General features: G+C 65.5%; 24 protein-coding genes. 12 read left to right on the forward strand and 12 right to left on the reverse strand.

Annotation, left to right across the window (positions count from 1 at the left end):
* Positions 1–28 precede the first annotated feature (28 nt).
* Both C0V75_RS17270 and C0V75_RS17275 read left to right on the forward strand, forming a co-directional pair.
* The gene (locus C0V75_RS17270; RefSeq protein ID WP_101922219.1) at positions 29–316 is read left to right on the forward strand and encodes an SCP2 sterol-binding domain-containing protein; all 288 of its coding nucleotides are present in this window, start codon (positions 29–31) and stop codon (positions 314–316) included.
* Positions 313–1,248: an alpha/beta fold hydrolase gene (locus tag C0V75_RS17275; RefSeq protein ID WP_101922220.1), complete on the forward strand. Its 936-nt coding sequence runs from the start codon at positions 313–315 to the stop codon at positions 1,246–1,248. The genes C0V75_RS17270 and C0V75_RS17275 overlap by 4 nt, the downstream gene beginning before the upstream one ends.
* Before the next feature lie 186 nt (positions 1,249–1,434).
* Here C0V75_RS17275 and C0V75_RS17280 read toward each other — a convergent pair whose 3' ends face one another.
* The 4 genes from C0V75_RS17280 to C0V75_RS17295 are packed head-to-tail and all read right to left on the reverse strand — an operon-like array spanning position 1,435 to position 5,342.
* Complete coding sequence (locus C0V75_RS17280) at positions 1,435–2,157, reverse strand: proteasome-type protease (RefSeq protein ID WP_101922221.1); 723 nt, start codon at positions 2,155–2,157, stop codon at positions 1,435–1,437.
* A gap of 26 nt (positions 2,158–2,183) precedes the next feature.
* Positions 2,184–2,993: a transglutaminase family protein gene (locus C0V75_RS17285; protein ID WP_101922222.1), complete on the reverse strand. Its 810-nt coding sequence runs from the start codon at positions 2,991–2,993 to the stop codon at positions 2,184–2,186.
* Positions 2,993–3,943 carry an alpha-E domain-containing protein gene (locus tag C0V75_RS17290; protein WP_101922223.1) on the reverse strand — a complete coding sequence of 317 codons (951 nt, stop codon included), beginning with the start codon at positions 3,941–3,943 and terminating at the stop codon, positions 2,993–2,995. Before C0V75_RS17290 ends, C0V75_RS17285 begins: the two co-directional genes overlap by 1 nt.
* Positions 3,944–3,950: 7 nt before the next feature.
* Complete coding sequence (locus C0V75_RS17295) at positions 3,951–5,342, reverse strand: circularly permuted type 2 ATP-grasp protein (RefSeq protein ID WP_173861099.1); 1,392 nt, start codon at positions 5,340–5,342, stop codon at positions 3,951–3,953.
* A gap of 194 nt (positions 5,343–5,536) precedes the next feature.
* On the opposite strand from C0V75_RS17295, the gene C0V75_RS17300 reads away from it, so the two are divergent.
* From C0V75_RS17300 to C0V75_RS17310, 3 genes are all read left to right on the forward strand, one after another.
* The gene (locus C0V75_RS17300; protein ID WP_101922225.1) at positions 5,537–6,553 is read left to right on the forward strand and encodes a ligase-associated DNA damage response exonuclease; all 1,017 of its coding nucleotides are present in this window, start codon (positions 5,537–5,539) and stop codon (positions 6,551–6,553) included.
* Positions 6,550–8,148: an ATP-dependent DNA ligase gene (locus tag C0V75_RS17305; protein ID WP_101922226.1), complete on the forward strand. Its 1,599-nt coding sequence runs from the start codon at positions 6,550–6,552 to the stop codon at positions 8,146–8,148. Before C0V75_RS17300 ends, C0V75_RS17305 begins: the two co-directional genes overlap by 4 nt.
* Positions 8,149–8,262: 114 nt before the next feature.
* The gene (locus tag C0V75_RS17310) at positions 8,263–10,089 is read left to right on the forward strand and encodes a M3 family oligoendopeptidase (RefSeq protein ID WP_101922227.1); all 1,827 of its coding nucleotides are present in this window, start codon (positions 8,263–8,265) and stop codon (positions 10,087–10,089) included.
* A 65-nt stretch (positions 10,090–10,154) separates the two neighbouring features.
* Here the strand turns inward: C0V75_RS17310 and C0V75_RS17315 are convergent, their stop codons facing one another.
* From C0V75_RS17315 to C0V75_RS17335, 5 genes are all read right to left on the reverse strand, one after another.
* Positions 10,155–11,138 (reverse strand): Gfo/Idh/MocA family protein, encoded by a 984-nt coding sequence (locus C0V75_RS17315; RefSeq protein ID WP_101922228.1) that lies wholly within the window; start codon positions 11,136–11,138, stop codon positions 10,155–10,157.
* 61 nt (positions 11,139–11,199) lie between these two features.
* Positions 11,200–11,970: a CDP-diacylglycerol--serine O-phosphatidyltransferase gene (gene pssA, locus C0V75_RS17320; RefSeq protein ID WP_254216513.1), complete on the reverse strand. Its 771-nt coding sequence runs from the start codon at positions 11,968–11,970 to the stop codon at positions 11,200–11,202.
* Positions 11,967–12,659, reverse strand: a complete 693-nt coding sequence (locus C0V75_RS17325) for a phosphatidylserine decarboxylase (protein ID WP_101922229.1) — start codon at positions 12,657–12,659, stop codon at positions 11,967–11,969. The genes pssA and C0V75_RS17325 overlap by 4 nt, the downstream gene beginning before the upstream one ends.
* A 163-nt stretch (positions 12,660–12,822) precedes the next feature.
* Positions 12,823–13,719: an RNA polymerase sigma factor RpoH gene (gene rpoH / locus C0V75_RS17330; protein ID WP_101922230.1), complete on the reverse strand. Its 897-nt coding sequence runs from the start codon at positions 13,717–13,719 to the stop codon at positions 12,823–12,825.
* Between the two features lie 183 nt (positions 13,720–13,902).
* Entirely contained in the window at positions 13,903–14,949 is a 1,047-nt protein-coding gene (locus C0V75_RS17335) for an RluA family pseudouridine synthase (protein ID WP_101922231.1), read from the reverse strand.
* On the opposite strand from C0V75_RS17335, the gene C0V75_RS23045 reads away from it, so the two are divergent.
* The 7 genes from C0V75_RS23045 to C0V75_RS17365 all read left to right on the forward strand — a co-directional run bounded on the left by C0V75_RS23045 (position 14,948) and on the right by C0V75_RS17365 (position 22,483).
* Positions 14,948–15,247 carry a DUF6476 family protein gene (locus tag C0V75_RS23045; protein WP_158241867.1) on the forward strand — a complete coding sequence of 100 codons (300 nt, stop codon included), beginning with the start codon at positions 14,948–14,950 and terminating at the stop codon, positions 15,245–15,247. The genes C0V75_RS17335 and C0V75_RS23045 overlap by 2 nt on opposite strands.
* Positions 15,248–15,585: 338 nt before the next feature.
* Entirely contained in the window at positions 15,586–17,031 is a 1,446-nt protein-coding gene (locus tag C0V75_RS17340; protein ID WP_101922464.1) for an amidase, read from the forward strand.
* 70 nt (positions 17,032–17,101) lie between these two features.
* Positions 17,102–18,166: an ABC transporter ATP-binding protein gene (locus C0V75_RS17345; protein WP_101922232.1), complete on the forward strand. Its 1,065-nt coding sequence runs from the start codon at positions 17,102–17,104 to the stop codon at positions 18,164–18,166.
* A 4-nt stretch (positions 18,167–18,170) separates the two neighbouring features.
* On the forward strand, positions 18,171–19,082 hold the full coding sequence (locus tag C0V75_RS17350) for an ABC transporter permease (protein ID WP_101922233.1): 912 nt from the start codon (positions 18,171–18,173) through the stop codon (positions 19,080–19,082).
* Positions 19,075–19,878, forward strand: a complete 804-nt coding sequence (locus C0V75_RS17355) for an ABC transporter permease (RefSeq protein ID WP_101922234.1) — start codon at positions 19,075–19,077, stop codon at positions 19,876–19,878. The genes C0V75_RS17350 and C0V75_RS17355 overlap by 8 nt, the downstream gene beginning before the upstream one ends.
* A 38-nt stretch (positions 19,879–19,916) precedes the next feature.
* The gene (locus C0V75_RS17360; protein ID WP_101922235.1) at positions 19,917–20,942 is read left to right on the forward strand and encodes an extracellular solute-binding protein; all 1,026 of its coding nucleotides are present in this window, start codon (positions 19,917–19,919) and stop codon (positions 20,940–20,942) included.
* 128 nt (positions 20,943–21,070) lie between these two features.
* Complete coding sequence (locus C0V75_RS17365; protein ID WP_173861094.1) at positions 21,071–22,483, forward strand: amidase; 1,413 nt, start codon at positions 21,071–21,073, stop codon at positions 22,481–22,483.
* Between the two features lie 6 nt (positions 22,484–22,489).
* Here the strand turns inward: C0V75_RS17365 and thpR are convergent, their stop codons facing one another.
* From thpR to C0V75_RS17380, 3 genes are read right to left on the reverse strand one after another with little or no spacing between them, the layout of a single operon-like run.
* The gene (thpR, locus tag C0V75_RS17370; RefSeq protein WP_101922237.1) at positions 22,490–23,029 is read right to left on the reverse strand and encodes an RNA 2',3'-cyclic phosphodiesterase; all 540 of its coding nucleotides are present in this window, start codon (positions 23,027–23,029) and stop codon (positions 22,490–22,492) included.
* The gene (locus C0V75_RS17375) at positions 23,026–24,147 is read right to left on the reverse strand and encodes an acetoin utilization protein AcuC (protein WP_254216514.1); all 1,122 of its coding nucleotides are present in this window, start codon (positions 24,145–24,147) and stop codon (positions 23,026–23,028) included. The genes thpR and C0V75_RS17375 overlap by 4 nt, the downstream gene beginning before the upstream one ends.
* Complete coding sequence (locus tag C0V75_RS17380) at positions 24,144–24,674, reverse strand: glutathione peroxidase (RefSeq protein WP_143710445.1); 531 nt, start codon at positions 24,672–24,674, stop codon at positions 24,144–24,146. Before C0V75_RS17380 ends, C0V75_RS17375 begins: the two co-directional genes overlap by 4 nt.
* Positions 24,675–24,762: the final 88 nt, after the last annotated feature.

Below are 24,762 nucleotides of genomic sequence, written 5' to 3' on the forward strand. Positions count from 1 at the left end.
GTCACGATCAGAAGATGGAGTCTGCAAGATGAGCGATGTGATCGAGGCCGCCGTGGCCGCCCTGTCCGCCAAGCTGACCGATGGGTTCGATGGCGTGGCAAAATTCGTCATAACCGGCGAAGGGGCGATCATGCTCGATGCCAACGGCGTCCGCGCCGGGGATGAAGAGGCCGATGTGACCATGACCGCCTCCGCCGACACCTTCCGCGCGATCCTTGAAGGCGACATGAACCCGACCATGGCCTTCATGACCGGCAAGCTCTCGGTCGATGGTTCCATGGGCATGGCGATGAAGCTCGGCTCCGCGCTGGCGTGACCGGAACCGCCCCGCTCTTCGCCGACCTTGCCAAAGGGCCGCCCGGCGGGCGCGCCCTCTGGCTGCGCGCCGCCGACGGCCCCCGCATCCGGGCGGCGCTCTGGGGCGATGGTGCTAGGGGCACCGTCTTTCTCTTCCCCGGCCGCACCGAGTATATCGAGAAATACGGCCGCGCCGCCGCCGACCTTGCCACCCGCGGCTTCACCACGCTGGTCGTGGACTGGCGCGGCCAGGGGCTGGCCGACCGCGCCCATGCTGATCGTCTGATCGGCCATGTCGGCGATTTCGACGAATATCAGCGCGACGTCGATGCCCTTCTCGCACTGGCCGCCGCCGAAGGCCTGCCCCGGCCCTATCACCTGCTCTGCCATTCCATGGGTGGCTGCATCGGCCTGCGCACGCTGATGCGCGGCCTGCCCTTCGCCTCCGCCGCCTTCTCCGCGCCGATGTGGGGCATCAGCATGGCCGCATGGTCGCGCCCCCTCGCCCATGTGCTGGGCCGCCTCGCCCCGCTCTTCGGTCAAGGCCATCGCTATGCTCCCGGCACGGGCGGGCAGACCTATGTCCTCGCCGCGCCGTTTCAGGACAATGTCCTGACCACCGACCCCGAGATGTGGGAATACATGCGCCGCCAGGTCGCCGCCCATCCCGACCTCGCGCTCGGCGGCCCCTCGCTCGGCTGGCTCGGCGCGGCGCTAAGGGAATGCGGCACCCTCGCCGCGATGCCCGCCCCCGCCACCCCCGCCCTCATCGCGCTCGGCACGGCCGAAAAGGTGGTGGATGTCGCCCCGATCCATCTGCGCATGGCCGGCTGGCGCAATGGCCGGCTCGACCTCTATCACGGGGCCGAGCACGAAGTGCCGATGGAAACCCCGTCCCATCGCAGCCGCTTCTTCGACAGCGCCGCCGCGCTGTTCTCGGCCGCAGGCTGAGACCCAAATTTCTTCGAAGAAATTTGCAAAAATCTTCCAAGATTTTTGACCAATCACCAGGCCCTATCGCCCAGCGCGCCACCCATAACTGGCCCCCCGCCCCGTTGCGGGAAACGGGCCTTTACCGTGCGCTCTGTGGCCACAGTTTGCTGCACAGTTTGCGGCACAACATACGGCACAGCCGTTTCACAGGTTGATCTGGCTGAACCCGTCCCGCAACGCCCGGCTCCAGGCCTCCGACATGGCGCGGAACTGCTCGTCCCCCGCCTCGATCCGCCGCCGCAGCGTGACCTTGCAGGCATCCCGCTCGATCACGCACAGATCCAGGGGCATCCCCACGGAAAGGTTTGATCTCAAAGTGGAATCCATCGACAGCAGCACCGCTTTCTGGGCATCCGCAAGGCTCGTCTGTGGCTTCACCACCCGGTCCAGAATGGGCTTGCCATACTTGTGCTCGCCGATCTGCAAGAAGGGCGTGTCCTCCGTCGCCTCGATGAAATTCCCCTCCGGATAGATGAGGAACAACCGCATCGCCCCCCCCTTCCGCTGCCCCGCCACGATCATCGACGCGCTCGCCCCCTGCATCGCCGACAGTTTCTCGTCGATCTCCGCCCGCACCGTGGCCAGCATATTTCCAACGATATCAGCGACTTTCAGCATCGTCGGCGCCTTCATGATCGACGTCGTCTCGTCGCTCTCCGGGTCCTCGATCGCCTCGCGCAGCCGCGCCACCGTGGTCTGCGTCACCGACAGGCTGCCCGCCGTCATGATCGCGATGACCTTCTCGCCCGGCTCTTCGAAGAGGAACATCTTCCGATAGGTGGAAATATTGTCCAACCCCGCATTGGTGCGGGTATCGGACAACAGCACGATGCCCTCGTTCAACAGCAGGCCGACGCAATAGGTCATGGATTCTTCCCCAGGGATGCCCGACCCTATTGCTGCAAGGATTGGACCGCAACTGTCACATCAAGAATTTCCGATACGACGCCCCGCGCCACCCCCCGGATGGGGGCCGCATCCTGTGCATCCAGACCCGATCCCAACCGGATATAGCGCGCATCCGGGCAGCAGCGGTTGGCAGGGTCGAACCCGACCCAGCCCAGCCCCGCGACATGGATCTCGGCCCAGGCATGGGCCGCCTCATGCGGCACGCCCTCCGCATCGGCAAACAGATAGCCCGAGACATAGCGCGCCGGCAGCCCCATCCGCCGCGCACAGGCGATCAGGGCATGGGCATGGTCCTGACACACCCCCTGCCCCTGGGCCAGCGCCTCCGCCGCCGTCGTCTGCGACTGCGTGCTGCCGGGCTTGTAGGCCACCGCCTCGGCCACCAGCTCCGAAAGCCGATGCGCCATGGACAGCGCTCCATCCGCCCCCGCCGCCCGCTTGGCCAGTTCCACCACCGCCGCATCCGCCTGCGTCGCCGGCGTCTCCACCAGATAGACCTCGGGCGGCACAACCTCTCGATGCCCGCGCAGAACCCCCGCCAGATCAAGGGTTTCCACGGTGCCCGTGACCCGGACCTCGACCTCGGACACCGGGCCCTTCACCATCCAGCCCTGCACCCGATCCCCGGCCCCGTCGCGGAAGGACCCGCCCGGTATCCCGTCCGACACGGTCACCGTCCAGTCCCGCACCTTCTGCCCGTCGAATTTCGACGGCGTCAGCCGATGGCTCTGCATCACCGCCCGCACCGGGCGGTCATAGCGATAGCGCGTCACATGATCGACCGACAGCAGCATCACCGCATATCCCCGCTCAGATAGGTCTCATGCACCAGCGACCCCAGCCCCGCCACCTCGCGGATGAAACGCGACAGGAATTCATGCAGCCCTTCGTCGAAAATGTCCTCCACCTTCGTCGCCTCCAGTGCCGCCAGCATGTCCTGCGCCCGCGCCTGCGCCTCGGACGTGGCCCCATAGGCCCGCGCCAAGCGGTTGAGATGGATCGAAATCTCTTCCACGCAGGTGATCAGCGACCGGGGGCATTGCGGATTGAGGATCAGGAAATGCGCGATCTTCGCCGCCGTCACCTCGCCCCCATAGGCCCAGTGAAAGGCCCGATGCGCCGACATGGCACGCAGCAGCGTGGTCCACTGGTAATTGTCCAGGCCGGAGCCCACGAATTCCACCTTGGGCAGCAGGACGTAATACTTCACGTCCATCAGGCGCGCCGTATTGTCCGCCCGTTCGAGATGATAACCAAGGTTTAGGAAATCCCACCCATCATTGCGCAGAAGCGTGGCCTCGATCGCCCCGCGCACCATCGCCGCGTGCCGCATCGTCCATTCGGTCAGCCGCGACAGTTCCAACTCGCTGCGTGAGGTCCGTTCCAGTTGCCGCAATTCCTGAAAGGCCGTGTTCAACGCATCCCAGACCTGCGCCGTCAGCGCGGTGCGCACGATGCGCCCGTTCTCACGCGCCGTCGTGATACAAGAGGCAACGGATGAGGGATTGTCGCGGTCGAAGAAAAGGAAGCTCTCGATGTTCCTCTGGACCGGATCGCCATATTTGCGCGCAAAGGCATCGGCATTGCCCGAGGCCTGCAACAGTGAATCCCACTCGTTGCGATAACCCCCGGCCGAAGGCAACAGCGCGATGCGCGAACCCACTTCCAGAAAACGGGCGGCAGTTTCCGCCCGCTCCATGTAGCGGGCGATCCAGAACAGGTTGTCGGCGGTCCGGCTCAGCATGTCGTCGTCACTCCGCCAGCACCCAGGTATCCTTCACCCCGCCCCCTTGCGAGGAGTTCACGACCAGTGACCCTTCCTTCAGCGCCACCCGCGTCAAACCTCCGGGAACAAGTTCGATCCGCTCCCCCACAAGGCAATAGGGCCGCAGGTCCACATGCCGCGGGGCCACGCCCTCGGCCACGAAAGTCGGGGTGGTCGAAAGCGCCAGCGTCGGCTGGGCGATGTAGTTCCCCGGATCGGCAAGGATTTTCGCCCGGAAGGATTCCACCTGATCCTTGCTGGATTTCGGTCCGACCAGCATCCCATAGCCCCCCGACCCGTGAACTTCCTTAACAACCAGTTCAGAAAGGTTATCAAGAACGTAACGAAGATCATCGGCCTTGCCGCATTGCCAGGTCGGCACGTTCTGCAAGATCGGCTCCTCACCCAGGTAGAACCGCACCATCTCCGGCACGAAGGTATAGACGGCCTTGTCATCCGCCACCCCCGCACCGGGGGCCGAACAGATGCTCACCCCGCCCGACCGATAGACATCCATCAGCCCCGGCACGCCCAGCATGGAGTCAGGTCGGAAACACAGCGGGTCGATGAAGGCATCGTCGATCCGGCGATAGATCACATCCACCTTCTTGGGGCCTTCCGTCGTCCGCATCCAGACGAACTCCCCTTGCACGAATAGGTCCGCCCCTTCGACCAGTTCCACCCCCATCAGGTCTGCCAGAAAGCTGTGCTCGTAATAGGCGCTGTTGAAATGCCCCGGCGTCAGCAGCACCACGGTCGGCTCGCCCGTGCACTTCTCCGGCGCGACCGAGGCAAGGGTGCGGCGCAGGATTTCGGGATAGGTATCAACAGGTTCGATCCGGTTCTCGCGGAACAGGTCGGGGAACATCCGCATCATGATCTCGCGGTTTTCCAGCATGTAGGACACGCCCGAAGGGGTGCGGCAATTGTCCTCCAGCACAAAGAACTCGTCCGGCCCCGTCCGCACGATGTCGATGCCCACGATATGGGAATACACGCCTTTCGGCGGCTTGATCCCCGCCACGGCCTTTTCATAGGCCTCGTTCTGATAGACCAGCCGCGACGGCACGCGCCCCGCCCGCACGATCTCGCCCCGCTGATAGACGTCCACCAGAAAGGCGTTCAACGCCCGCGCCCGCTGCTTGATTCCCTTCTCCAGCCGCGCCCATTCCGCCCCGGTGAAGACGCGGGGAAACATGTCGAAGGGGATCAGGCGATCCGGATCGCCACCTTCGCCATATACGGCAAAGGTGATCCCGATACGGCGGAACAAATCCTCCGCCTCCGCCTGTTTCAGGGTGCGGAGTTCGGCGGGCATCGCCTTCATCCAGTCTTCCAGCCGCGCATAGGGCGGGCGCACCTTGCCGCCCTGATACATCTCGTTGAAGTATTGCGTCACCGTTACGCCCCCTGCTCCCCGGATCACTGCCGGTCTTTCGCCGAGTAAATCAGGGCCTTTCCCGGCTTGGAAGCGTTTCGCAAGAAAGCGATGGGTGCAGCATGTGCAACCGCACAAAAATTAGGCACAACCCGCCGTCTGGCCGGAGGCCGACCCGGCACTAGTTGCGGCTCATGGCAAAAGACCCCGTCCTCACTTTCACTGATCGCGGCATCTACTGCCCGGCGGGAGATTTCTTCATCGACCCATGGCGCCCGGTGGACCAGGCGCTGATCACCCATGGTCATTCCGATCATGCCCGCTGGGGCCACCGTCGCTACCTGGCCACGCATCAGGCCCTCCCGGTGATGCGCCATCGCCTCGGCCAGATCGAGGCGCAGGGAATAGCCTATGGCGAAAGCCTGCGGATCGGCGGCGTCACGGTCAGTTTTCACCCAGCCGGCCATATCCCCGGCTCGGCCCAGATCGCGGTTGAACGGTCGGGAGAGGTCTGGGTCGTGTCCGGCGATTACAAGGTCGAACCAGACGGCCTCGCCGAAGCCTTCGCCCCCGTCCCCTGCCACGCCTTCATCAGCGAATGCACCTTCGGCCTGCCCGTCTTTCGCTGGCGCCCGCAAGCGGTCGTCATGAACGAAGTCACGGATTGGTGGGCCGCCAATGCGGCGGCGGGGAAAGTGTCGATCCTTGGCGCCTATAGCCTCGGCAAGGCACAGCGCCTGCTGGCGGGGGTGGGGGCGGTCGGCCCGATCCTGACCCATGGCGCAGTGGAACAGGTCAATGAAATCCTGCGAAATCAGGGCTATGACCTGCCCGCAACGATCCGCGCGGGCCAAGGGGTGGACGGGAGAACCCATCCCGGCGCGCTTGTGATTGCCCCACCCTCCGCCCTCGGCTCCGCCTGGGCGCGCAAGTTCGGCCCGGCGGAAGAGGCTTTCGCCAGCGGCTGGATGGCCGTGCGGGGCATCCGCCGCCGCCGCGCCCTCGGCACGGGTTTCGTCGTTTCCGACCATGCCGATTTTCCGGGCCTCCTGTCCGCCATCCGCGCCACGGGATGCGAAAGGGTCTTCGTCACCCACGGCTACACCGCCCCCTTTCGCCGCTTTCTCGCCGAACAGGGCTATGATGCCGTGATCGTCGCCACCGAATATGGCGAGGAACCCGAAGAACCGGTGGAAACCATTGAATCATGAGGGATTTCGCAACACTCTTCGCCGCACTGGACGGCACCACCAAGACCACGGCCAAGCTTGCTGCGCTGACCCATTACTTCCGTACGGCGGCGGAGGAAGACAGGCTCTGGACCATCGCGCTCCTTTCCGGCCGCCGCCCGAAACGGGCCGTCACGGCCACCGAACTCCGCGAATGGGCGGCCGAAGCGGCCGGGCTTCCCCTCTGGCTGTTCGAGGAAAGCTACGCCATGGTGGGCGACCTCGCGGAAACCATCGCCCTGATCCTGCCCGCGGCGGCCACCGAGGAAAGCCCCTCCCTTTCGGACACCATCCGCGCCCTGACGGCACTCACCGGCCAGCCGGTCGCGGCGCGCAAGGCAGCCATCCTTGGCTGGTGGGCGCGGCTTGGCACGACGGAGCGCTTTCTTTTCAACAAGTTGATCACTGGCGGCTTCCGCATGGGGGTGAGCCAAGGCCTGATGACCCGCGCCCTTTCCACCGCGACGGGGGTGGATGAGGCGGCACTGGCCCATCGCCTGATGGGCGATTGGCAGCCCGCGACGACCAGTTTCCAATCCCTGATCCGGGATGAGGGGGAGGGCACGGCCTCCCGCCCCTATCCCTTCGCCCTCGCCTCGCCGCTGGAAGAGGGGCCAGAGGCGCTTGGCGACCCTGCCGACTGGCATGCCGAATGGAAATGGGACGGCATCCGCGGCCAGTTGATCCACCGCCCCGGCCTCCTCGCCCTCTGGTCGCGGGGGGAGGAACTGATTACCGACCGCTTTCCCGAATTCGCCCCCCTCGCCGATTTCCTGCCCGGCGGCACCGTGATCGACGGCGAAGTCCTCGCATGGGACCGCGTGAACCATCGCCCTTTGCCTTTCGCCGACCTGCAAAAGCGGATCGGGCGGAAGACCGTTCCGAAGAAACTGCTGTTGGAGGCACCTGCCCGTCTTCTGGCCTATGACCTGCTGGAGGATGGCGGCAGGGACCTGCGCAACTCTCCCTTCACCGAGCGGCAGGCACGGTTGGCGGCGATCTTGTCGGACCTGCCGCCCGACCTGCCCCTTTCCCTTTCGCCTCCCATCACCTGCGCCGATTGGGCCGACCTTGCTGCCACACGTCAGACGGCACGGGAACGTCAGGCCGAAGGCCTTATGCTGAAACGAAAATCCTCGCCCTATTTCACCGGACGAAAGCGCGGTGACTGGTGGAAATGGAAGCTCGACCCCTTCACCCTGGATGCGGTGATGCTCTACGCGCAGGCCGGGCATGGGCGGCGGGCGAACCTCTATACCGATTTCACCTTCGCGGTGCGCGACGGCAATGCGCTGGTGCCCTTCACCAAGGCCTATTCCGGACTGACCGATGCCGAATTCGCCGAGATCACGCGCTGGGTGCAGAAGAACACGCTGGAACGCTTTGGCCCCGTCCGCCGCGTGCCGCCGGAACTGGTCTTCGAGATCGGATTCGAGGGGATACAGGAAAGCCCGCGCCACAAATCCGGCATCGCGCTGCGCTTTCCGCGCATGATCCGCTGGCGGCGCGACAAGCCGGTGGACGAGATCGACACGCTCGATGGCCTGCGCGACCTGTTGCGCGCGACCCGGGCGTAGGATGGGCAGTATTGCCCATCCTACCCGGCATCGCGCCGATTTGCGCCACCGCGCCTTGCGCCTTTGCCATCCCGCGCCCTAGATGAAGGTCAGATCACTGAACGAGGTTTCCCCATGACGCTGCCCCTGCCCCGCCCCGTGTTTGACGCCAATGCCACCGGGGGCGGCCTCGGCAAGTTGCCGGACTGGGACCTAACCGACCTCTACCCCGCGCCGGATGCACCGGAATTCGCGCGTGACATGGGCTGGCTGGAAAAGGCCTGCGCCGATTTCGCGGCCAGCTACGAGGGCAAGCTTGCGACGCTCGACGCGGCCGGGCTTCTGGCCTGCGTGCAGGCCTATGAGAAGATCGACGTGATCGCAGGCCGCATCATGTCTTTCGCCGGGCTGCGCTACTATCAGAACACGATGGACAGCGAGCGGGCGAAGTTCATGGCCGATGCGCAGGACCGCATCACAACCTTCACCACCCCGCTGGTCTTTTTCAGCCTTGAATTCAACCGCCTGGATGAAGGGCACCTGTCCGGCCTGTTGGCACAGAATGCCGACCTTGCCCGCTACAAGCCGGTTTTCGACCGGATGCGCGCGATGCGGCCCTATCAACTGTCGGACGAGCTGGAAAAATTCCTGCATGACAATTCCGTCGTCGGGGCCAGCGCCTGGAACAAGCTGTTCGACGAGACGATGGCGGGCCTGATGTTCAAGGTCGAGGGCGAGGAAGAGGGGTTGAACCTCGAATCCACCCTCAACCTGCTGACGGATACCGACCGCGCCAAGCGCGAGGCGGCAGCGCGGGCGCTGGCGGTGGTTTTTGACAAGAATATCAAGCTCTTCGCCCGCGTCCACAATACCTTGGCCAAGGAGAAGGAGGTCGAGGATCGCTGGCGCAAAATGCCCACGCCGCAGACCGGGCGCCACCTGTCCAACCATGTGGAACCCGAAGTGGTGGAGGCGCTGCGCAATGCCGTGGTGGCCGCCTATCCGAAGCTGTCGCATCGTTACTATCGGCTGAAGGCGAAATGGATGGGGCTGGAAAAGTTGCAGGTCTGGGACCGCAACGCCCCCCTGCCGATCGAAACACCCAAGACCGTGGATTGGGACAGCGCGACCCGGACGGTGCTGGAGGCCTATGGCGCCTTCGATCCCAAGATGGCGGATCTGGCCAAGCCCTTCTTCGAGAAGGGCTGGATCGACGCGGGCGTGAAGCCCGGCAAGGCGCCGGGGGCCTTTGCCCACCCGACGGTGACCACCGTGCACCCCTATGTGATGCTGAACTACCTCGGCAAACCGCGGGACGTGATGACTCTGGCGCATGAACTGGGCCATGGCGTGCATCAGGTGCTGGCGGCGGGTCAGGGGGAGCTTCTGTCCTCCACGCCCCTGACGCTGGCCGAAACGGCGAGCGTATTCGGCGAGATGCTGACCTTCCGCAAGCTGCTGGACGGGGCCAAGACTCCGGGCGAGCGCAAGACGCTGCTGGCGGGGAAGGTGGAGGACATGATCAATACGGTCGTCCGCCAGATCGCCTTCTACGATTTCGAATGCAAGCTGCACGCCGCGCGCCGCGAGGGGGAACTGACGCCCGACGACATCAACGCCCTGTGGATGAGCGTGCAGGCCCAATCGCTGGGCGATGCCTTCGAATTCATGGACGGGTATGAGACCTTCTGGGCCTATATCCCGCATTTCGTGCATTCGCCCTTCTACGTCTATGCCTATGCCTTCGGCGACGGGCTGGTGAATGCGCTCTATGCCGCCTATGCGGATGGGCTGCCGGATTTTCAGGCCAAGTATTTCGAGATGCTCAAGGCGGGCGGATCGAAGCACCACAAGGAACTTCTGGCCCCCTTCGGCCTTGACGCCAGCGATCCGAAATTCTGGGACAAGGGGCTGTCAATGATCGCGGGATTCATCGACGAGTTGGAGGCGATGGAGGGCTGATCCGGCCCTGCCGACGGGAAGAAAGGGGCCACGGGCAAGGGATTGCCCGTGGCCCCTTTATCTTGTCACCAGCTGATTTCGCGTGCCGTTTCAAAGGCTTTGTCGATCATGACCTGCGTGCCGCGGGTGAATTCCAGCGGGCAGGGATAGGCGACGCCGGTGCGGATGGACTTTCCGAAGTTTTCCACCTGCAACTTGTAGTGATTGGCAGCCGGCCAGCGTTCCGAGGTGACGGTCTGGTTCTGGTGCAACTCGATCCGTGCCTCGGCGAAGAGATTGGCGTTGAAGGGGCCGTTGGCGACTTTCAGAAGGCCCTTGTCGCCGTGGAAGGTCACCTCCTGCCGGTTCTGAAGGCGCATGGAGGTCATGGCCGTATAGGTCGCGCGGCCCAGCGGGCCTTCGAGGATGGCGTCCACCTCGGCCCAGACATCGACCCCGTTCTCGCGGATCATGCGGCAAGAGAGATCCGTCGCCTCGGCCCCGGTCACGAAACGGGCCGAGCCATAGGTATAGACCCCGATGTCGCGAATGCCGCCGCCGCCGGTTTCGGGGCGGTTGCGGATGTTCTGCGTTTCCTCGGCATTGTTGTAGGAAAAGAAGGCATCGACGTGCCGCAACTTGCCGATGGCCCCGCCCTGCACCAGTTCCCGCGCCCGGATCCATTGCGGGTGATGGACGATCATATAGGCCTCGGCCGCCAGAAGGCCGGTACGGTCGCGTTCGGCGATGATCGTGTCGATCTCTTCGGCCTTCATCGCGATGGGCTTTTCGGTCAGCACATGCTTTCCCGCCCGGAGCGCCTTCAGCGTCCAGTCCACATGCAGGTGGTTGGGCAAAGGGATGTAGATGGCGTCGATGGTCGGATCGGCGAGAAGGTCGTCATAGGTCATCTGCGCAAGGCCGGGACAGAAATCCCAGCCCGTGGCGCTGCCGGGGGACGAGGTGCCGAGGGCGGCAAGGATGGCGTTTTCGGCCATGTGGATGGCGGGGGCCATCTGTTCGCGGGCGAATTTGGCGTTGCCCAGCACGCCCCAGCGGACGGGTTTCATCGCATCTCCTCCTGTCTGATGTTGCGGCGCAGGCTAGGGCGCGGCGCCGGGCGGCGCAAGGTCAGTCGGTCTTCTTCAGGCGCGCGAGGATCTGGCCGCGCGCCACGAAGAGGATGCCGCCCAGATAGGCGACCGAAAGAGCAAGAAGGGTGACCCAAGGGTAGGTGAGCAACGCCGCGATGATGGCAGCGAGCCCCACGAGGATGTAGCGCGCATCTTCGGCATAGAAGGTGACGCGCTTGAGCGAGGGGGTGCGGATGCGGCTGATCATCAGCGCGCCCATGGCCACCATCCAGAGCGCGACGGCCATCGGCGGCAGGCGGACATCGCCGGGGAAGCAGAAGGCAAGGTAGATCGGGGCCAGCACCAGCATGGCCCCGGCCGGCGACGGCACGCCGATGAAGGAGGTGCGTTCCGCCGGTTCGTCGCCATCGCTGCGCTTGTTGCCGACATTGAAGCGGGCAAGGCGCAGCATGCAGCAGATGGCATAGATCAGGACCGCGATCCAGCCCAGCGAGGCCTCGCCCTTCAGGCCCCAGAGATAGAGGACGATGCCGGGGGTCACGCCGAAATTGACGAAATCGCCAAGGCTGTCGAGTTCCGCGCCGATCGCGCTTTCGGATTTGAGCATCCGGGCGAGGCGGCCATCCAGCGCGTCCAGTGCGGCGGCGAGGCCGATCAGGGCGACGGCAGTGGCGATATGGCCGTCGATGGCGAAGCGGATCGCGGTCAGGCCCGCGCAGAGGCCGAGGATCGAGACGAGGTTCGGCAGAAGTTGCAGTATGTGCAGCTTGCGGCGGGGGCGCGGCGTCTCGTCCATCGGCATGGTCATTCCATCCGGGCGATGCGCTGGGGGCTGGGCTGGCCGATGGTGGCGATTATGGTTTCGCCCGCGATGCAGGTCTGGCCCAGCGCCACCTGCGGTTCTACCCCGTCGGGCAGGTAGATATCGAGGCGGGAGCCGAAGCGGATCAGGCCGAAGCGTTCACCTGTGCGCAACTCCTGCCCCTTGACGGCAAAGCAGAGGATGCGGCGGGCGACGAGGCCGGCGATCTGCACCACGGCGATGGAACGGCCATCGGCCATGTCGATGCGGATCGAGTTGCGCTCATTGTCCACCGACGCCTTGTCGAGCGAGGCGTTCAGGAACTTGCCGGGGCGGTAGGCGATTTCCGAGACGCGGCCCGCGATGGGGGCGCGGTTCACATGGCAGTTGAAGACCGACATGAAGACGGAGACGCGCATCAGCGCATCCGGCCCCATGCCCAGTTCCGGTGGCGGCACGGCGCGTTCGATGAGGGAGACGACACCATCGGCGGGGCTGACCATGAGGCCCGCATTGGTGGGCACGGCGCGCTTGGGATCGCGGAAGAAGTAATAGCACCAGACGGTTAGCCCGACACCCACCCAACCCAGCGGGTCCCAGATCCAGAACAGGACCAGCGTCACGGCGGCGAAGGCCGCGACGAAACGGATGCCTTCGCGGTGCATCGGCTTGATGAAGGTTTCGAGCATGGTCATCGGCGGTCTCCGTCTTTCCTGCCCTCTACCCCTGTCGGGGGGCCGAGGCAACGGTTGCAAGGGTCGCGGCATGGAAAACGGCGGCCGGGGCTGGCCCGACCGCCGTTTTCCGGACTGTTAATCAATCGTTAACAATCAGCGAAACTGTCGCCCTTTCCATGGCTTAGGCGGGGATAACCATCCCTTTGCCCTTGGCCAGTTCGCGCATCCGGGCCTGCAACTTTTCGAAGGCGCGGACCTCGATCTGGCGGATGCGTTCGCGGCTGACGCCGTAGCTTTCCGACAGTTCCTCCAGCGTGACCGGCACTTCGGCCAGACGGCGCTGCATCAGGATGTCCTTCTCACGCTCGTTCAGCACGGCCATGGCCTGCACCAGCAGGGCGCGGCGGGCGTCAAGCTCGTCGCGTTCTTCATAGGCGCCGGCTTGATCGCTGTCCTCATCCTCCAGCCAATCCTGCCATTGCGTCGCGCCTTCGCCATCGGACCCCACCGTCGCGTTAAGCGAGGCGTCGGAGCCGGAGAGGCGGCGGTTCATGTCGATGACCTCTTCCTCGGTCACCGAAAGGTCCTTGGCGATCTGGGCCACGTTTTCGGGGCGGAGATCACCCTCTTCCAGCGCGCCGACCTTGGCCTTGGCCTTGCGCAGGTTGAAGAAGAGCTTCTTCTGCGCGGAGGTTGTGCCGAGTTTCACCAGCGACCAGGACCGCAGGATATACTCCTGGATCGAGGCGCGGATCCACCACATGGCATAGGTGGCCAGGCGGAAGCCCTTTTCGGGATCGAACCGCTTGACCGCCTGCATCAGGCCGACATTGGCCTCGGAGATGACTTCGGCCTGCGGCAGGCCATAGCCGCGATAGCCCATTGCGATCTTGGCGGCGAGGCGGAGGTGCGAGGTGACGAGCTGGTGCGCGGCACCGGCATCCTGATGATCGACCCAGCGCTTGGCCAGCATGTATTCCTGTTCCGGCTCCAGCAGCGGAAACTTGCGGATTTCCTGAAGGTAACGGTTCAGACCCTGTTCCGGGCTGGGTGCGGGAAGATTCTGGTAGGTGCTCATGTCGTGCCCCCTGTTCTGTGCCCCGGGTCTTTCTCAGAAGCCCCCGAGGACTGGCGAAGATGGGAAGGCCGGAGTGCAAGTTCAAGGCCAGCTTCCCTTTCCACGTTACATGGGAAAGGTTCCGGTAGCGTTAAAGCCAAGGTTTCGTGCGGTCACGCACATGTCAGGCATTGTTTCAAGAGATCAGCGCGCGGATCGCAGGGCTTCGACAAGGGCGGCCATGTCGGGCGGCAGGGGGCTTTCGAATTCGAGTGCCTCGCCGGAGACGGGGTGAAGGAAGCCGAGCGTCGCGGCATGTAGGGCCTGCCGGGGGAAGGCATTGCCCATGTCGGCGGCACGCTCGCCCACCGCCTTGGGCGAGAGGCGGCGGCGGCCGCCATAGGTCTGATCGCCCAGAAGGCCGTGGCCGGCATGGGCCATGTGGACGCGGATCTGATGGGTGCGCCCGGTTTCGAGCCAGCAGTCGATCAGGGCGGCGGCATCGCCGAAGGTTTCGACGACGCGGGCGCGGGTGACGGCATGGCGGCCCGCGCCATCCCAGACGACGGCCTGACGCTGGCGGTCGGTCTTGTGGCGGGCGAGGCCGGTGGCGATGCGCAGGATGCCGCCCTGTTCGAAACTCACCCCCCGCGTGCACCGCAGGCGGGGATCGGCGGCATCGGGCACGCCATGGACAAGGGCGATGTAATGGCGCGTAACGCTATGATCTTCGAACTGTTTTGCAAGGCCATGATGGGCGCGGTCAGATTTCGCGACGACGAGAAGGCCGGTTGTATCCTTGTCGATGCGATGGACGATGCCGGGGCGTTTCTCGCCGCCGATGCCCGACAGCGTGTCGCCGCAATGATGCAGCAGCGCGTTGACCAGCGTGCCGCTGGGCGAGCCCGGCGCGGGGTGGACGACCATTCCGGCGGGTTTGTCGATCACGATCAGATCGGCGTCTTCGTAGAGGATCGTGAGGGGGATGTCTTCGGGCCGGGCATCATATTCCTCGGCCGGGGCGAGGAGGAGGGTATAGGCCTCGCCCTCTGTCACGCGGGTCTTGGGATCGGTGACGGGGGTGCCGTCCTTCAGCACATCCCCTTCGGCGATCATCTTCATCAGGCGCGAGCGGGACAGGGCGGCTTCCTCTGGCACCTCGCGCGCCAGCGCCTTATCAAGACGGTCAGGCGGGTTTTCCCCGATGGTGACGGTCAGGGTGGCGACGCCCTCTTCGGAAAGGTCTTGCATGGACGACACTCCTGACACGGGCGCGTTGCCGCCCAGCCTGATTTTCCTGAAATGGCTCGTGATCGTGTTGATGGTCACGATGATCGGGGGTGTCATAACCATCGTCGGGCTGCTTGTCACCCGGATGCCGGATGGATCTTCGGTGGGGGTGCCGGAGGCGGTGGTGTTGCCGGAGGGGGAGCGGGCGGCGGCGGTGACGGTGGCGGTGGGGATGCTGCTGGTGGTCACGGAAAGCCAACGTTTATTGGTGTTTGACCGCATGGGGACGCTGATCCGCGAGGTTGATCTGGCGGAATGAGGGCTGCGGCGGCTGTGCCGTAAGCTGTGCCGCATTCTGTGCCGCAAACTGTGGCCACGCAGCGGGCAGTGAGGAGGCCTTTTCCGCAACGGGCGATAGGCGGGGGTTATGGGTTGGGGCCTGCCCCCCTTGCATGGCTTGTGCCCTGTTCTGTGCCGCTTTCTGTGCCGCAAACTGTGGCCATGCGGCGGGCGGCGGGTTGGGATTTCCTCAAGGGACGTGAAAGGACGCAAAACCGCCCGGCGGGGCGGAAACCGACCCCCGCATGGCGGCTTCGGGCATGACCTTGCGTCAGGGCCGGGTCCAGCATGGCGCGGGGCCATGCGGGAGACGGGGACATGATCGGCGATCTGGGCGCGCGGGATGCGACGGCGCTGGCGGAGCTTGTGGCGGCGCGGGAGGTGACGGCGGAGGAATTGCTGGATGCGGCGCTGGCGGCGGTGGAGGCGCGCAATCCCGACCTCAATGCGGTTGTCCTGATGCAGGAGGGTGTGGCGCGGCGGGCCATCGCGGCGGGCCTGCCCGAGGGGCCGTTCAAGGGGGTGCCGTTCCTTCTGAAGGATCTGGGCTGCGAGGCGGTGGATTTCCCGTCGCATAACGGATCGCGGCTGCTGGCCGATACGCGCTATGACCGCGACTCGGCCATCTATGCGCGCATCCGGGCGACGGGGGTGGTGACCTTCGGGCGGACCACGAGCCCGGAAGGCGGGATCGGGGCGGCGACGGAGGCGGCGGTCTATGGCGGGCCGACGCGGAACCCGTGGAACCTGGACCATACCTCGGGCGGGTCATCGGGCGGGGCCGGGGCGGCGGTGGCGGCGGGGATCGTGGCCTTTGCGCATGGGTCGGATGGCGGCGGGTCGGTGCGGATACCGGCGGCGTCCTGCGGGCTTTTCGGGTTCAAGCCGACGCGGGCGCGGCTGCCGGATGGGCCCTATGTGGGCGAGGGCTGGGCGGGGATGGCGATTGACGGTTTCCTGACGCGGTCGGTCCGGGATACGGCGGTGATGCTGGATGCCTGCGCGGGGCCTGATCTGGGGGCGCCCTATGTGGCACCGCCACTGATCCGCAGCCATGCCGATGCGATCAGCCGCCCGCCGAGGCGGCTGCGGGTGATGATCTGCGACACGACCTTTACCGGCGCGCCGATCCATCCGGAGGTGAAGGCGGCGGTGCATCAGGCGGGGCGGCTGCTGGAGAGCCTTGGCCATCATGTGGAACCCGGGCGACCGCAGGCGGATGTGCCTATGATGATGCGGGCCTGGACGGATATCGTGGGGGTCGGCACGGCGCTGGGGGTGCGCAAGACGTTGAAGGGGCGCGATGCGGAGGGGTTGGTCGAGGGCGTGTCGCGCGGTGCGATGGCCCATGCCGAAACGCTGCATCCGACGCGATACCTTGAGGCGGTGGGGGAAATCCATGCCTTCGGGCGGCAGATGGCGGCGGTGTTCGAGCATGGCCCGGATGTGATCCTGTCGGCCTGTCTGGCGGAACCGCCCGCCAGGGTGGGGCGGTTTTCGCATGCGACGGAGGATTACGTCGGCTATCGCATCGGACCCGGCGGCATCTTCGAATATTCGCCCTTCTGCGCCGTGTTCAATGCGAGCGGGCAGCCTGCGGCCTCGGTCCCGCTTGGCTGGTCGGAAGGGGAGTTGCCCATCGGTGTGCATCTGGCGATGCGCTTTGGGGCGGATGAGGAGTTGATTGCACTTTGTGCAGAGTTGGAACGCGCAGCCCCCTGGGCGGCGATCCGCGCGCCGATGGCGGGGGCATCGCGGCAATAGTGCTTGCCAAGCGGGGATTCGGGCGGTCAGATATGATCAAAAGACAAGAACCAATGGGGAGCGCCGCAGAGTGACCGAAGCCGTCACCATCGAGGCCCGGAATGCCGTGAAGGCCTTCGGCCAGGGCGATCATGTGGTGCGGGCGCTGGATGATGTTTCGATCCAGATCCGCAAGGGAGAGTTCTTCACGCTGCTTGGCCCTTCGGGCTGTGGCAAGACCACGCTTCTGCGGCTGATCGCGGGGTTCGAGATGCCGACCTCGGGCACGATCCTGCTGGATGGCGCGGATATCACTGACCTGCCGCCGAACCGGCGCCCGGTGAACACGGTGTTCCAGAGCTATGCCCTGTTCCCGCATCTGACGGTGGCCGAGAATGTGGGTTTCGGCCTGACGATGCAGGGCCGCCCCAAGGCCGAGGTGAAGGCGCGGGTGGATCAGATGCTGGCGCTGGTGAAGCTGGAGCCGATGGCCGGGCGCAAGACGAGCCAGCTTTCGGGCGGGCAGCAACAGCGCGTGGCGCTGGCCCGCGCGCTGGCCCCGCAGCCGAAGGTTCTGCTGCTGGATGAACCGCTGAGCGCCCTCGACCTGAAGCTGCGCAAGGAGATGCAGGTCGAGTTGAAGCGGTTGCAGACGGAGACGGGCATCACCTTCATCTTCGTGACGCATGATCAGGAAGAAGCGCTGACCATGTCTGACCGGATCGGGGTGATGAGCGCGGGCAAGTTGCAGCAGGTGGGCAGCCCGAAGGAGATCTATACCCGGCCCGTGAACCGCTTCGTGGCGAGTTTCATCGGCGAGACGAATTTCCTGCCCGCGACGGTGGTGCCGGGGGGCGTGAAGCTGTCCACCGGCGATGTGGTCGAGGTGGCAACGGCCGCACAGGGCACGGTCACGCTGACCGTGCGGCCGGAACAGGTGCGGATCGTGGGGGCCGGAGAGGCGGGGGCGATTGCGGCGCGGGTGAAGTTCAACGTCTATTTCGGGACGGATACGCATTGCCATATGGCCCTGGCCGACGGGACAGAGGTGGTGGCGCGGGTGCAGAGCCCGGCCAGTGGCGAGGCGGGCGTCGTGGAGGGAACGGATGTCGGCATCCGCTTCGCCCCCGGCGCGGCGCAGGTTCTGGAGGATTAGGGCGATGAGCGCGGCAGAGGACAGGCTGACGCGTCAATCGGCCCGGAACGGGTGGCTTTTGTCGGCCCCTGCCCTTGTCCTGCTGATGGTGGCTGCCATCGGGCCGCTGGTCATCATCATCATCTATTCCTTCCTGACGCCGGGCCAATACGGCAATGTGGTCTGGGACTTCAGTCTGGACGGCTGGGTTTCCATCCTGTTCACGCGGGACATTTTCGACGGCACGCTGGGGCTTGCCGATGCGCATCTGACGATCTTCTGGCGGTCGGTCAGCCTGTCGATCATGACGACGGTGGTGGCCTTTGCCCTTGGCTTTCCGACGGCCTGGTTCATTGCCACGCGACCGGCGCGGCAGCGGGCGATGTGGCTGTTCCTGATCACGATCCCCTTCTGGACCAACCTTCTGATCCGGACCTTCGCGATCATGGAGGTGATCCGGGCGGAGGGGGTGCTGAATACCGCGCTGCTCTGGGCCGGGATCATCGAGACGCCACTTGCGATCATCTACACGGATGTCGCGGTGCTGATCGGGATGGCCTATGTCTATCTGCCGCTGATGGTGCTGCCCCTGTTCGCCGCCATCGACCGGTTCGACATGCGGCTACTGGAGGCGGGCTATGACCTTTATGCCAGCCGCTGGCAGGTGCTGCGGCGGGTGATCCTGCCCATCGTGAAGCCGGGGATCGTGGCGGGGTCCATCCTTGTCTTCATCCCGTCGCTGGGGGCCTATGTGACCCCGCGCGTTCTGGGCGGCGGCAAGAACATGATGATCGGGAATTTCATCGAGTTGCAGTTCCTGGCCGGGCGCAACTGGCCGCTGGGGGCGGCGCTGTCGGTGACGCTGCTGGTGATCGTGACGGCGGCGCTGCTGATCTATGTGCGGGCGGCGAACCGGGGGAGCAATCCGCATGGCTGAGCGGCGGTTCGAAATCTCGCGCATTCCCGGTTTTGCGACGGTGGCGGTGGCGACCTTCGTGATGCTGTATCTGCCCATCGCGGCGCTGGTGACCTATTCCTTCAATGCGGGGAATTCGGTGGCGGTCTGGGAAGGGTTTTCGCTGCACTGGTATCAGGATGCCTGGAACAATCAGGCGGTGAAGGATGCGACGGCGCGGTCCCTGATCATCGCCGTCTGCGCGGCGGTGATTTCGACGACGGTGGCGACGCTGGCCGCGATGGGGACGACGCGGCGGGCGCGGTTCCGGGGGGATACGTTCATCTATGTGGCGATCAACCAGCCGCTGATGGTGCCCGAGATCGTGACGGCGGTGGCGCTGATGATCCTGTTCGGGATGGTGAAGGAGGCGACGGGCTATCAGGGGCTGGGCTATCTGATCCTGGCGCATTCGGCCTTTTGCATCCCCTTCGCCTATCTGCCGATCCGGGCGCGGCTGGAGGGGATGGACCTGTCGCTGGAGACGGCGGCGGGCGATCTTTATGCCACGCCCTGGCAGACCTTCCGCCATGTGACGCTGCCTTTGCTGGGGCCGGGGATATTGGCGGGCGCGATGCTGGCCTTCGTGATTTCGCTGGATGATGTCATCATCACGGAATTCGTGAAATCGGGGGGGCAGGACACGCTGCCCACCTATATGCTGGGCCAGTTGCGGCGCACGATGACGCCGGAGGTGAATGCCATCTCGACCGCGCTTCTGGCGCTGACGGTGGTGTTGCTGACGATCTTCTTCCTGCTCACCAGAAAGCGGGAGTGAACAAGGAAAAAAGGGACTTCAACATGGGAGCGACTGCAATGAAGAAACTTCTGACCGCGACCGCGCTGCTGATGGCGACGAGTGCCATCGCGCAGGCGGAGGGGCAACTGAACCTGTACAACTGGGGGAACTACACCTCTCCGGAACTGCTGGAGAAGTTCAAGGCCGAGACGGGGATCACCGTCACGGTGACCGACTATGACAGCAATGACACCGCGCTGGCCAAGGTCGAGGCGGGCGGGCATGGCTTTGATCTGGTGGTGCCGTCGGCCAACTATGTGCCGATCTGGGTGGAGAAGGGGCTGATCGTTCCGCTGGACCTGTCGAAGCTGCCGAACCATGCCAATATCGCGCCGGAATGGCGGGATGTGAGCTGGGATCCGGGCCGGACCCATACGGTGCCGTGGCAATGGGGATCGACCGGGGTGGCGGTGGATACCGCCGTCTATTCGGGTGACATCAATACCAGCGCCGTCTGGCTGGAAGTGCCGGATGAGTTGAAGGGCAAGATCAACGTGGTGCCCGAGATGAACGACATCGTGGCCATGGCCACCATGTATGCAGGCGGCGAGCCCTGTTCGGAAGATCCCGAAGTCCTGAAGAAGGCGCGCGACCTGCTGGTCGCGGCAAAGCCGCATTGGATCAGCATGGATTACGGCGCGACCGAGCGGCTGTCGAATGGCGACTGGGCGGGGTCGGTGAACTGGAACGGGTCCACCATGCGGGCGCGTCTGGCCAATCCGACGGTGGCCTATGGCTATCCGAAGGAAGGCTATCCGCTGTTCATGGATTCGGTCGCCCTGCTGGCCGATGCGCAGAATGTGGAAGAGGCTTACAAGTTCCTCGACTTCATCATGGTGCCGGAGAATGCGGCGATGATCTCGGCCTTCGCGCGCTATGCGAACGGGATCGCCGGATCGGAGGCCTTCATGCCGGAAGACATGAAGACGGCGCCGGAAGTGGTGATCCCGGCGGAATTCGCGGGCAATGGCGTGTTCCTGCCGACCTGCACGGGCAAAGCGCAGGAATACATCACCGCGATCTGGACCGAGTTGCAGAAGTGATCTGCCCGAGTGCCGCGGCCAGGGGCTGCGGCACGTTTCTTCAGGTCACGGGCGCGGGCCTTCGCCCGCGCCCGTTCCAATTGGGGCCCCTGCCCCCAAACCCCCGGAGTATTTTTCCCAAGATGAAGATGGATGATCTTTGTGCGCTGTCGGCCAGCACCCTGTCCCGTCTGATCGCAGCGCGGGAGGTGAAGCCGTCGGAGGTGATGGAGGCGACGCTGGCACGGGTCGCTGCCGTCAATGGCGCGGTGAATGCCATCGTGTCGATGCCGGATGCGGATGTGCTGATGGATCAGGCGCGGGCGGCGGATGATGCGGTGCCTGCGGGTTGGCTGCATGGCATTCCGCTGGCGGTGAAGGATCTGGTGGCGGTCAAGGGGATGCGGACGACCTGGGGGTCGCCGATCTATGCCGATCATGTGCCTGCGGCGGATGACCTGCTGGCGGCGCGGATGCGGGCGGCGGGGGCGATCTTCATCGGCAAGACGAACACGCCGGAATGGGGGCATGGGAGCCATTCCTTCAACCCGGTGCATGGGGTGACGCGCAACCCCTATGACCTGACGCGCACGGCGGGGGGATCGTCGGGGGGCGCGGCGGCGGCGCTGGCGACCCGGATGGTGGCCGTGGCGGACGGGTCGGACATGATGGGATCGCTGCGCAATCCGGCGGCCTTCTGCAATGTCTATGGCTTTCGGCCGAGTTACGGATTGGTGCCTGCCGATGCGGTGGGGGATACTTTCCTTGCCACCATGGCCACCGAAGGGCCGATGGCGCGGACGGTGGAGGATGTGGCGCGGCTGCTGGAGGTGCAGGCGGGGGTAAACCCGGAAGTGCCTTTCGGGCGGGAGTCGGAGCCGTTCGGTGACCTTCTGGCGATGGAGATGCGGGGCAAGCGCATCGGCTGGCTGGGCGATTGGGGCGGGGCCTATCCTTTCGAGCCGGGGATTTTGGAGTTATGCGAAGAGGGTTTGCGCGTGTTTGAGGGGATGGGGGCGGTGGTGGAACCGGTCGCCCCGCCCTTCCCGGCGGAAAAGCTGTGGTTCGCCTGGACGACGATCCGGGCCATGCTGAATGCGGGCGACAAGCAGGCGATGGCGGCGGACCCGGCCAAGCGCGCGCTGATTAAGCCGGAGAGCCTTTGGGAAATCGACCAAGGGTCGAAGGTGACGGCGGCGGAGTTTCATGCGGCGAGCGTGATTCGGTCGAAATGGTATGCGCGGGTGGCGAGGCTGTTCCGCACGTTCGACGCGCTGGTGATGCCATCGGCGCAGGTCTGGCCCTTTCCGGCGGAGTGGCGCTGGCCTCAGGCGATCGAGGGCCGGGCGATGGACACCTATCACCGCTGGATGGAGGTGGTCATCCCGGTGAGCCTTGCCGGGTTGCCGTCGTTGAATGTGCCGGTGGGCTTTGGGGCGCAGGGCCTGCCGATGGGGATGCAGGTCTTCGGGGCCTTCGGGACGGATGCGAAGGTGCTGGCCATGGGGCAGCAGTACCATCTGGCGACGGATTGGCCGGGGCGGCGGGTGCCGGTTCTTTAGCCGCGACTAAAGATCGTAGCGGGCGAGTTCGGAATAGACGCTGCCGCGTTTCGTCAGGCGGGATTCGTAAAGGCAGAAATGGTCCACCACCCATTCGGGGGTGGTGAAGCTGCTGCCCTGCGCGATGGCGCGTTCGAGGCGGAAGCATTCCTCGGGTGGCGGCGGGGGGAAACGGCCCAGCGTGACATGGGGGGTGAAGCGGCGGCTTTCGGTGGCGATCCCGGCGCTGCGGGCGGCGTGGTCGAGTTTGGCCTGAAGGCGGGTGAGAGGTTCAGAGGGCGCGACGCCCGCCCAGGCCGCGCGGGGTTTCGCGCCGCCGAAGAGGCCAAGGGATTGCAGCGACAGGGGGAAGGGCGGGAGGCGGACCTCGGCGAAGCGCTCATGGGCGGCGTGGAGGACGGGTTCGGGCTGTTCGCCGAGGAAGACGAGGGTGAGGTGGAAGCTGTCGGGATCGGTCTTTTGCGGGAGGGGCAGCAGGAATTGCTGCACGCGGAGGGCGGACAGGACCGGGTCCGGCAGGGGAAGGGCGAGGAAGGCGCGGATCATCGGCGGGCCAGATGGGCGAGGCGGGTGGTGATCTCGGGTCGGACGGGGCCTTCGCGCGGGGGATCGAGCAGGGTTTCGGTCATGTGCGGTTCCGGGGCCGGGCGGGTGCCGCCCCCCCAGGAGAGGGCGCGCAGGATATCGGCCGCATCTTCGGGCAGGCGGTCGGGGATTTCCAGCCCAGCGAGCCTGGCCCAGAGCGCCGTCCAGCAGCGCCCCACGGACCACGGGTTGTAACCGCCCCCACCGAGCAGCAGGAGGCGCGGGGCAAGGGGGCGGATTTCGGTGAGCGCCTCCAGATAGGCGCGGTTGGAGAGGGCGAGGCGGGAAAGCGGGTCTTCCAGCAGGCTATCGGCCCCGGCTTGCAGGACGATGGCCTGCGGCGCATGGGCGGCGAGGCGGGGCAGGATGAGGCCGTGCAGGACGGCGCGCGCCTCGGTATCATTGTAGCCGCGCGGGACGGGCAGGTTGAAGGCATTGCCGCCCGCATCATCCGTCAGCGCCCCGGTGAAGGGCCAGCGGTTTTCCTCATGCACCGAGATCATCAGAAGGTCGGGGTCGCCCGCGAAGGCGGGTTCCACGCCGTCGGGGTGATGGGCGTCGAGATCGACATAGGCGAGGCGGGTGAGCCCGGCGCGGCGAAGGGCCATGAGGGCAAGCACAGGGTCGTTGAGGTAGCAAAAGCCGTTGGCGCGGTCCGGCAGGCCGTGATGGGTGCCACCGCCGGGGACGTGGATCGCGCCCGTGGCATGGCTGGCCAGCAGTTCGGCGGCCAGCATCACGCCGCCGGCGCCGGTCGCGGGGCGGCGGAACATCTCGGGGAACACCGGGTTCGAGGTCGTGCCCAGATGGTGGCGGCGGCGGGTGTCGTCATCGACGGTGCCCGTCGCCTCGGCCTGCTGGAGGGCGGCGAGATAGGCGGGGGTGTGGTAGGCGGTCAGCGCGGCGGGCTTGGCGCGCGGGCTTTGCCGGTAGTGCTGGGGGGGAAGCCAGCCGAGGGCCGTGGCGAGATCCATCACGGTCGAGACGCGCGGCACGCGGAGGGGGTGGTGCCGCCCGTAGCTGGAGCCGCGATAGATGGCGGAGCCGAAGAAGAGCGGCCCCGGCAGGGGGGATGTCACGGCAGCAGCGCCTCGATCCGGTCGGTCACGGGGCGGGCGGTGGGGCGCATCACGCTGCCCCAGGTGGCGACGACGGCACCCTCGCCATCCAGCAGCACCTTGTTGAAGTTCCAGGCCGGGGTGAAGCCTTCGGTTTCGGCCAGCCATTTGTAGAAGGGATGCGCCTCTGCCCCGGTGACGGGGGTGATGTCGGTCATCGGGATGGTGAGGTCGAAATTGACGGCGCAGAATTCCTTCACCTCTTCCGCGGAGGCGAGTTCCTGGCGGAAATCGTCGGAGGGCACGGCAAGGACGACGAGGCCACGGTCGGCATAGCTGTCATGCAGCGCCTGGAGATCGTCGAACTGGTCGGCAAAACCGCAGAGCGAGGCGGTGTTCACGACAAGGACGGGGCGGCCCTTGAAGGCATCGAGGTCGATCGTGCCGCCGTCGATGGAGGGAAAGCTGAACCCGGCGAAGGCGGCCACAGGCAGGAGGGCGGCCAGGGCGGTGACGAGGGCAGAGGGAAAGAGGCGGGCGCGGGGCATAATCGGATGTCTCGAAAGCTGTGATGGCCGGGAGATAAACCGGGCGGCGCGCGGGTCAAATCAACTCTGCGCGGGCGGGGACGGGCGC

The organism is Tabrizicola sp. TH137, assembly GCF_002855575.1.
In the GTDB taxonomy this organism is placed as follows: domain Bacteria; phylum Pseudomonadota; class Alphaproteobacteria; order Rhodobacterales; family Rhodobacteraceae; genus Paragemmobacter.

Excerpts from the sequence above, each read along its gene's own strand:
- rpoH (WP_101922230.1), bottom strand. The coding sequence starts at position 13,719 with ATGAGCACCTACCAGAATCTTCCCGCACCCAGCCCGGAACAGGGTCTG.
- C0V75_RS17315 (WP_101922228.1), bottom strand. The coding sequence starts at position 11,138 with ATGAAACCCGTCCGCTGGGGCGTGCTGGGCAACGCCAAATTCGCCCGC.
- C0V75_RS17365 (WP_173861094.1), top strand. The coding sequence starts at position 21,071 with ATGGATGATCTTTGTGCGCTGTCGGCCAGCACCCTGTCCCGTCTGATC.
- C0V75_RS17325 (WP_101922229.1), bottom strand. The coding sequence starts at position 12,659 with ATGACCATGCTCGAAACCTTCATCAAGCCGATGCACCGCGAAGGCATC.
- C0V75_RS17350 (WP_101922233.1), top strand. The coding sequence starts at position 18,171 with ATGAGCGCGGCAGAGGACAGGCTGACGCGTCAATCGGCCCGGAACGGG.
- C0V75_RS17290 (WP_101922223.1), bottom strand. The coding sequence starts at position 3,943 with ATGCTGAGCCGGACCGCCGACAACCTGTTCTGGATCGCCCGCTACATG.
- C0V75_RS17280 (WP_101922221.1), bottom strand. The coding sequence starts at position 2,157 with ATGACCTATTGCGTCGGCCTGCTGTTGAACGAGGGCATCGTGCTGTTG.
- C0V75_RS17305 (WP_101922226.1), top strand. The coding sequence starts at position 6,550 with ATGAGGGATTTCGCAACACTCTTCGCCGCACTGGACGGCACCACCAAG.
- C0V75_RS17300 (WP_101922225.1), top strand. The coding sequence starts at position 5,537 with ATGGCAAAAGACCCCGTCCTCACTTTCACTGATCGCGGCATCTACTGC.
- C0V75_RS17340 (WP_101922464.1), top strand. The coding sequence starts at position 15,586 with ATGATCGGCGATCTGGGCGCGCGGGATGCGACGGCGCTGGCGGAGCTT.
- C0V75_RS17285 (WP_101922222.1), bottom strand. The coding sequence starts at position 2,993 with ATGCTGCTGTCGGTCGATCATGTGACGCGCTATCGCTATGACCGCCCG.
- C0V75_RS23045 (WP_158241867.1), top strand. The coding sequence starts at position 14,948 with ATGGACGACACTCCTGACACGGGCGCGTTGCCGCCCAGCCTGATTTTC.
- C0V75_RS17360 (WP_101922235.1), top strand. The coding sequence starts at position 19,917 with ATGAAGAAACTTCTGACCGCGACCGCGCTGCTGATGGCGACGAGTGCC.
- C0V75_RS17295 (WP_173861099.1), bottom strand. The coding sequence starts at position 5,342 with ATGTATCAGGGCGGCAAGGTGCGCCCGCCCTATGCGCGGCTGGAAGAC.
- C0V75_RS17380 (WP_143710445.1), bottom strand. The coding sequence starts at position 24,674 with ATGCCCCGCGCCCGCCTCTTTCCCTCTGCCCTCGTCACCGCCCTGGCC.
- C0V75_RS17335 (WP_101922231.1), bottom strand. The coding sequence starts at position 14,949 with ATGCAAGACCTTTCCGAAGAGGGCGTCGCCACCCTGACCGTCACCATC.
- thpR (WP_101922237.1), bottom strand. The coding sequence starts at position 23,029 with ATGATCCGCGCCTTCCTCGCCCTTCCCCTGCCGGACCCGGTCCTGTCC.
- C0V75_RS17355 (WP_101922234.1), top strand. The coding sequence starts at position 19,075 with ATGGCTGAGCGGCGGTTCGAAATCTCGCGCATTCCCGGTTTTGCGACG.
- C0V75_RS17310 (WP_101922227.1), top strand. The coding sequence starts at position 8,263 with ATGACGCTGCCCCTGCCCCGCCCCGTGTTTGACGCCAATGCCACCGGG.
- C0V75_RS17270 (WP_101922219.1), top strand. The coding sequence starts at position 29 with ATGAGCGATGTGATCGAGGCCGCCGTGGCCGCCCTGTCCGCCAAGCTG.
- pssA (WP_254216513.1), bottom strand. The coding sequence starts at position 11,970 with ATGACCATGCCGATGGACGAGACGCCGCGCCCCCGCCGCAAGCTGCAC.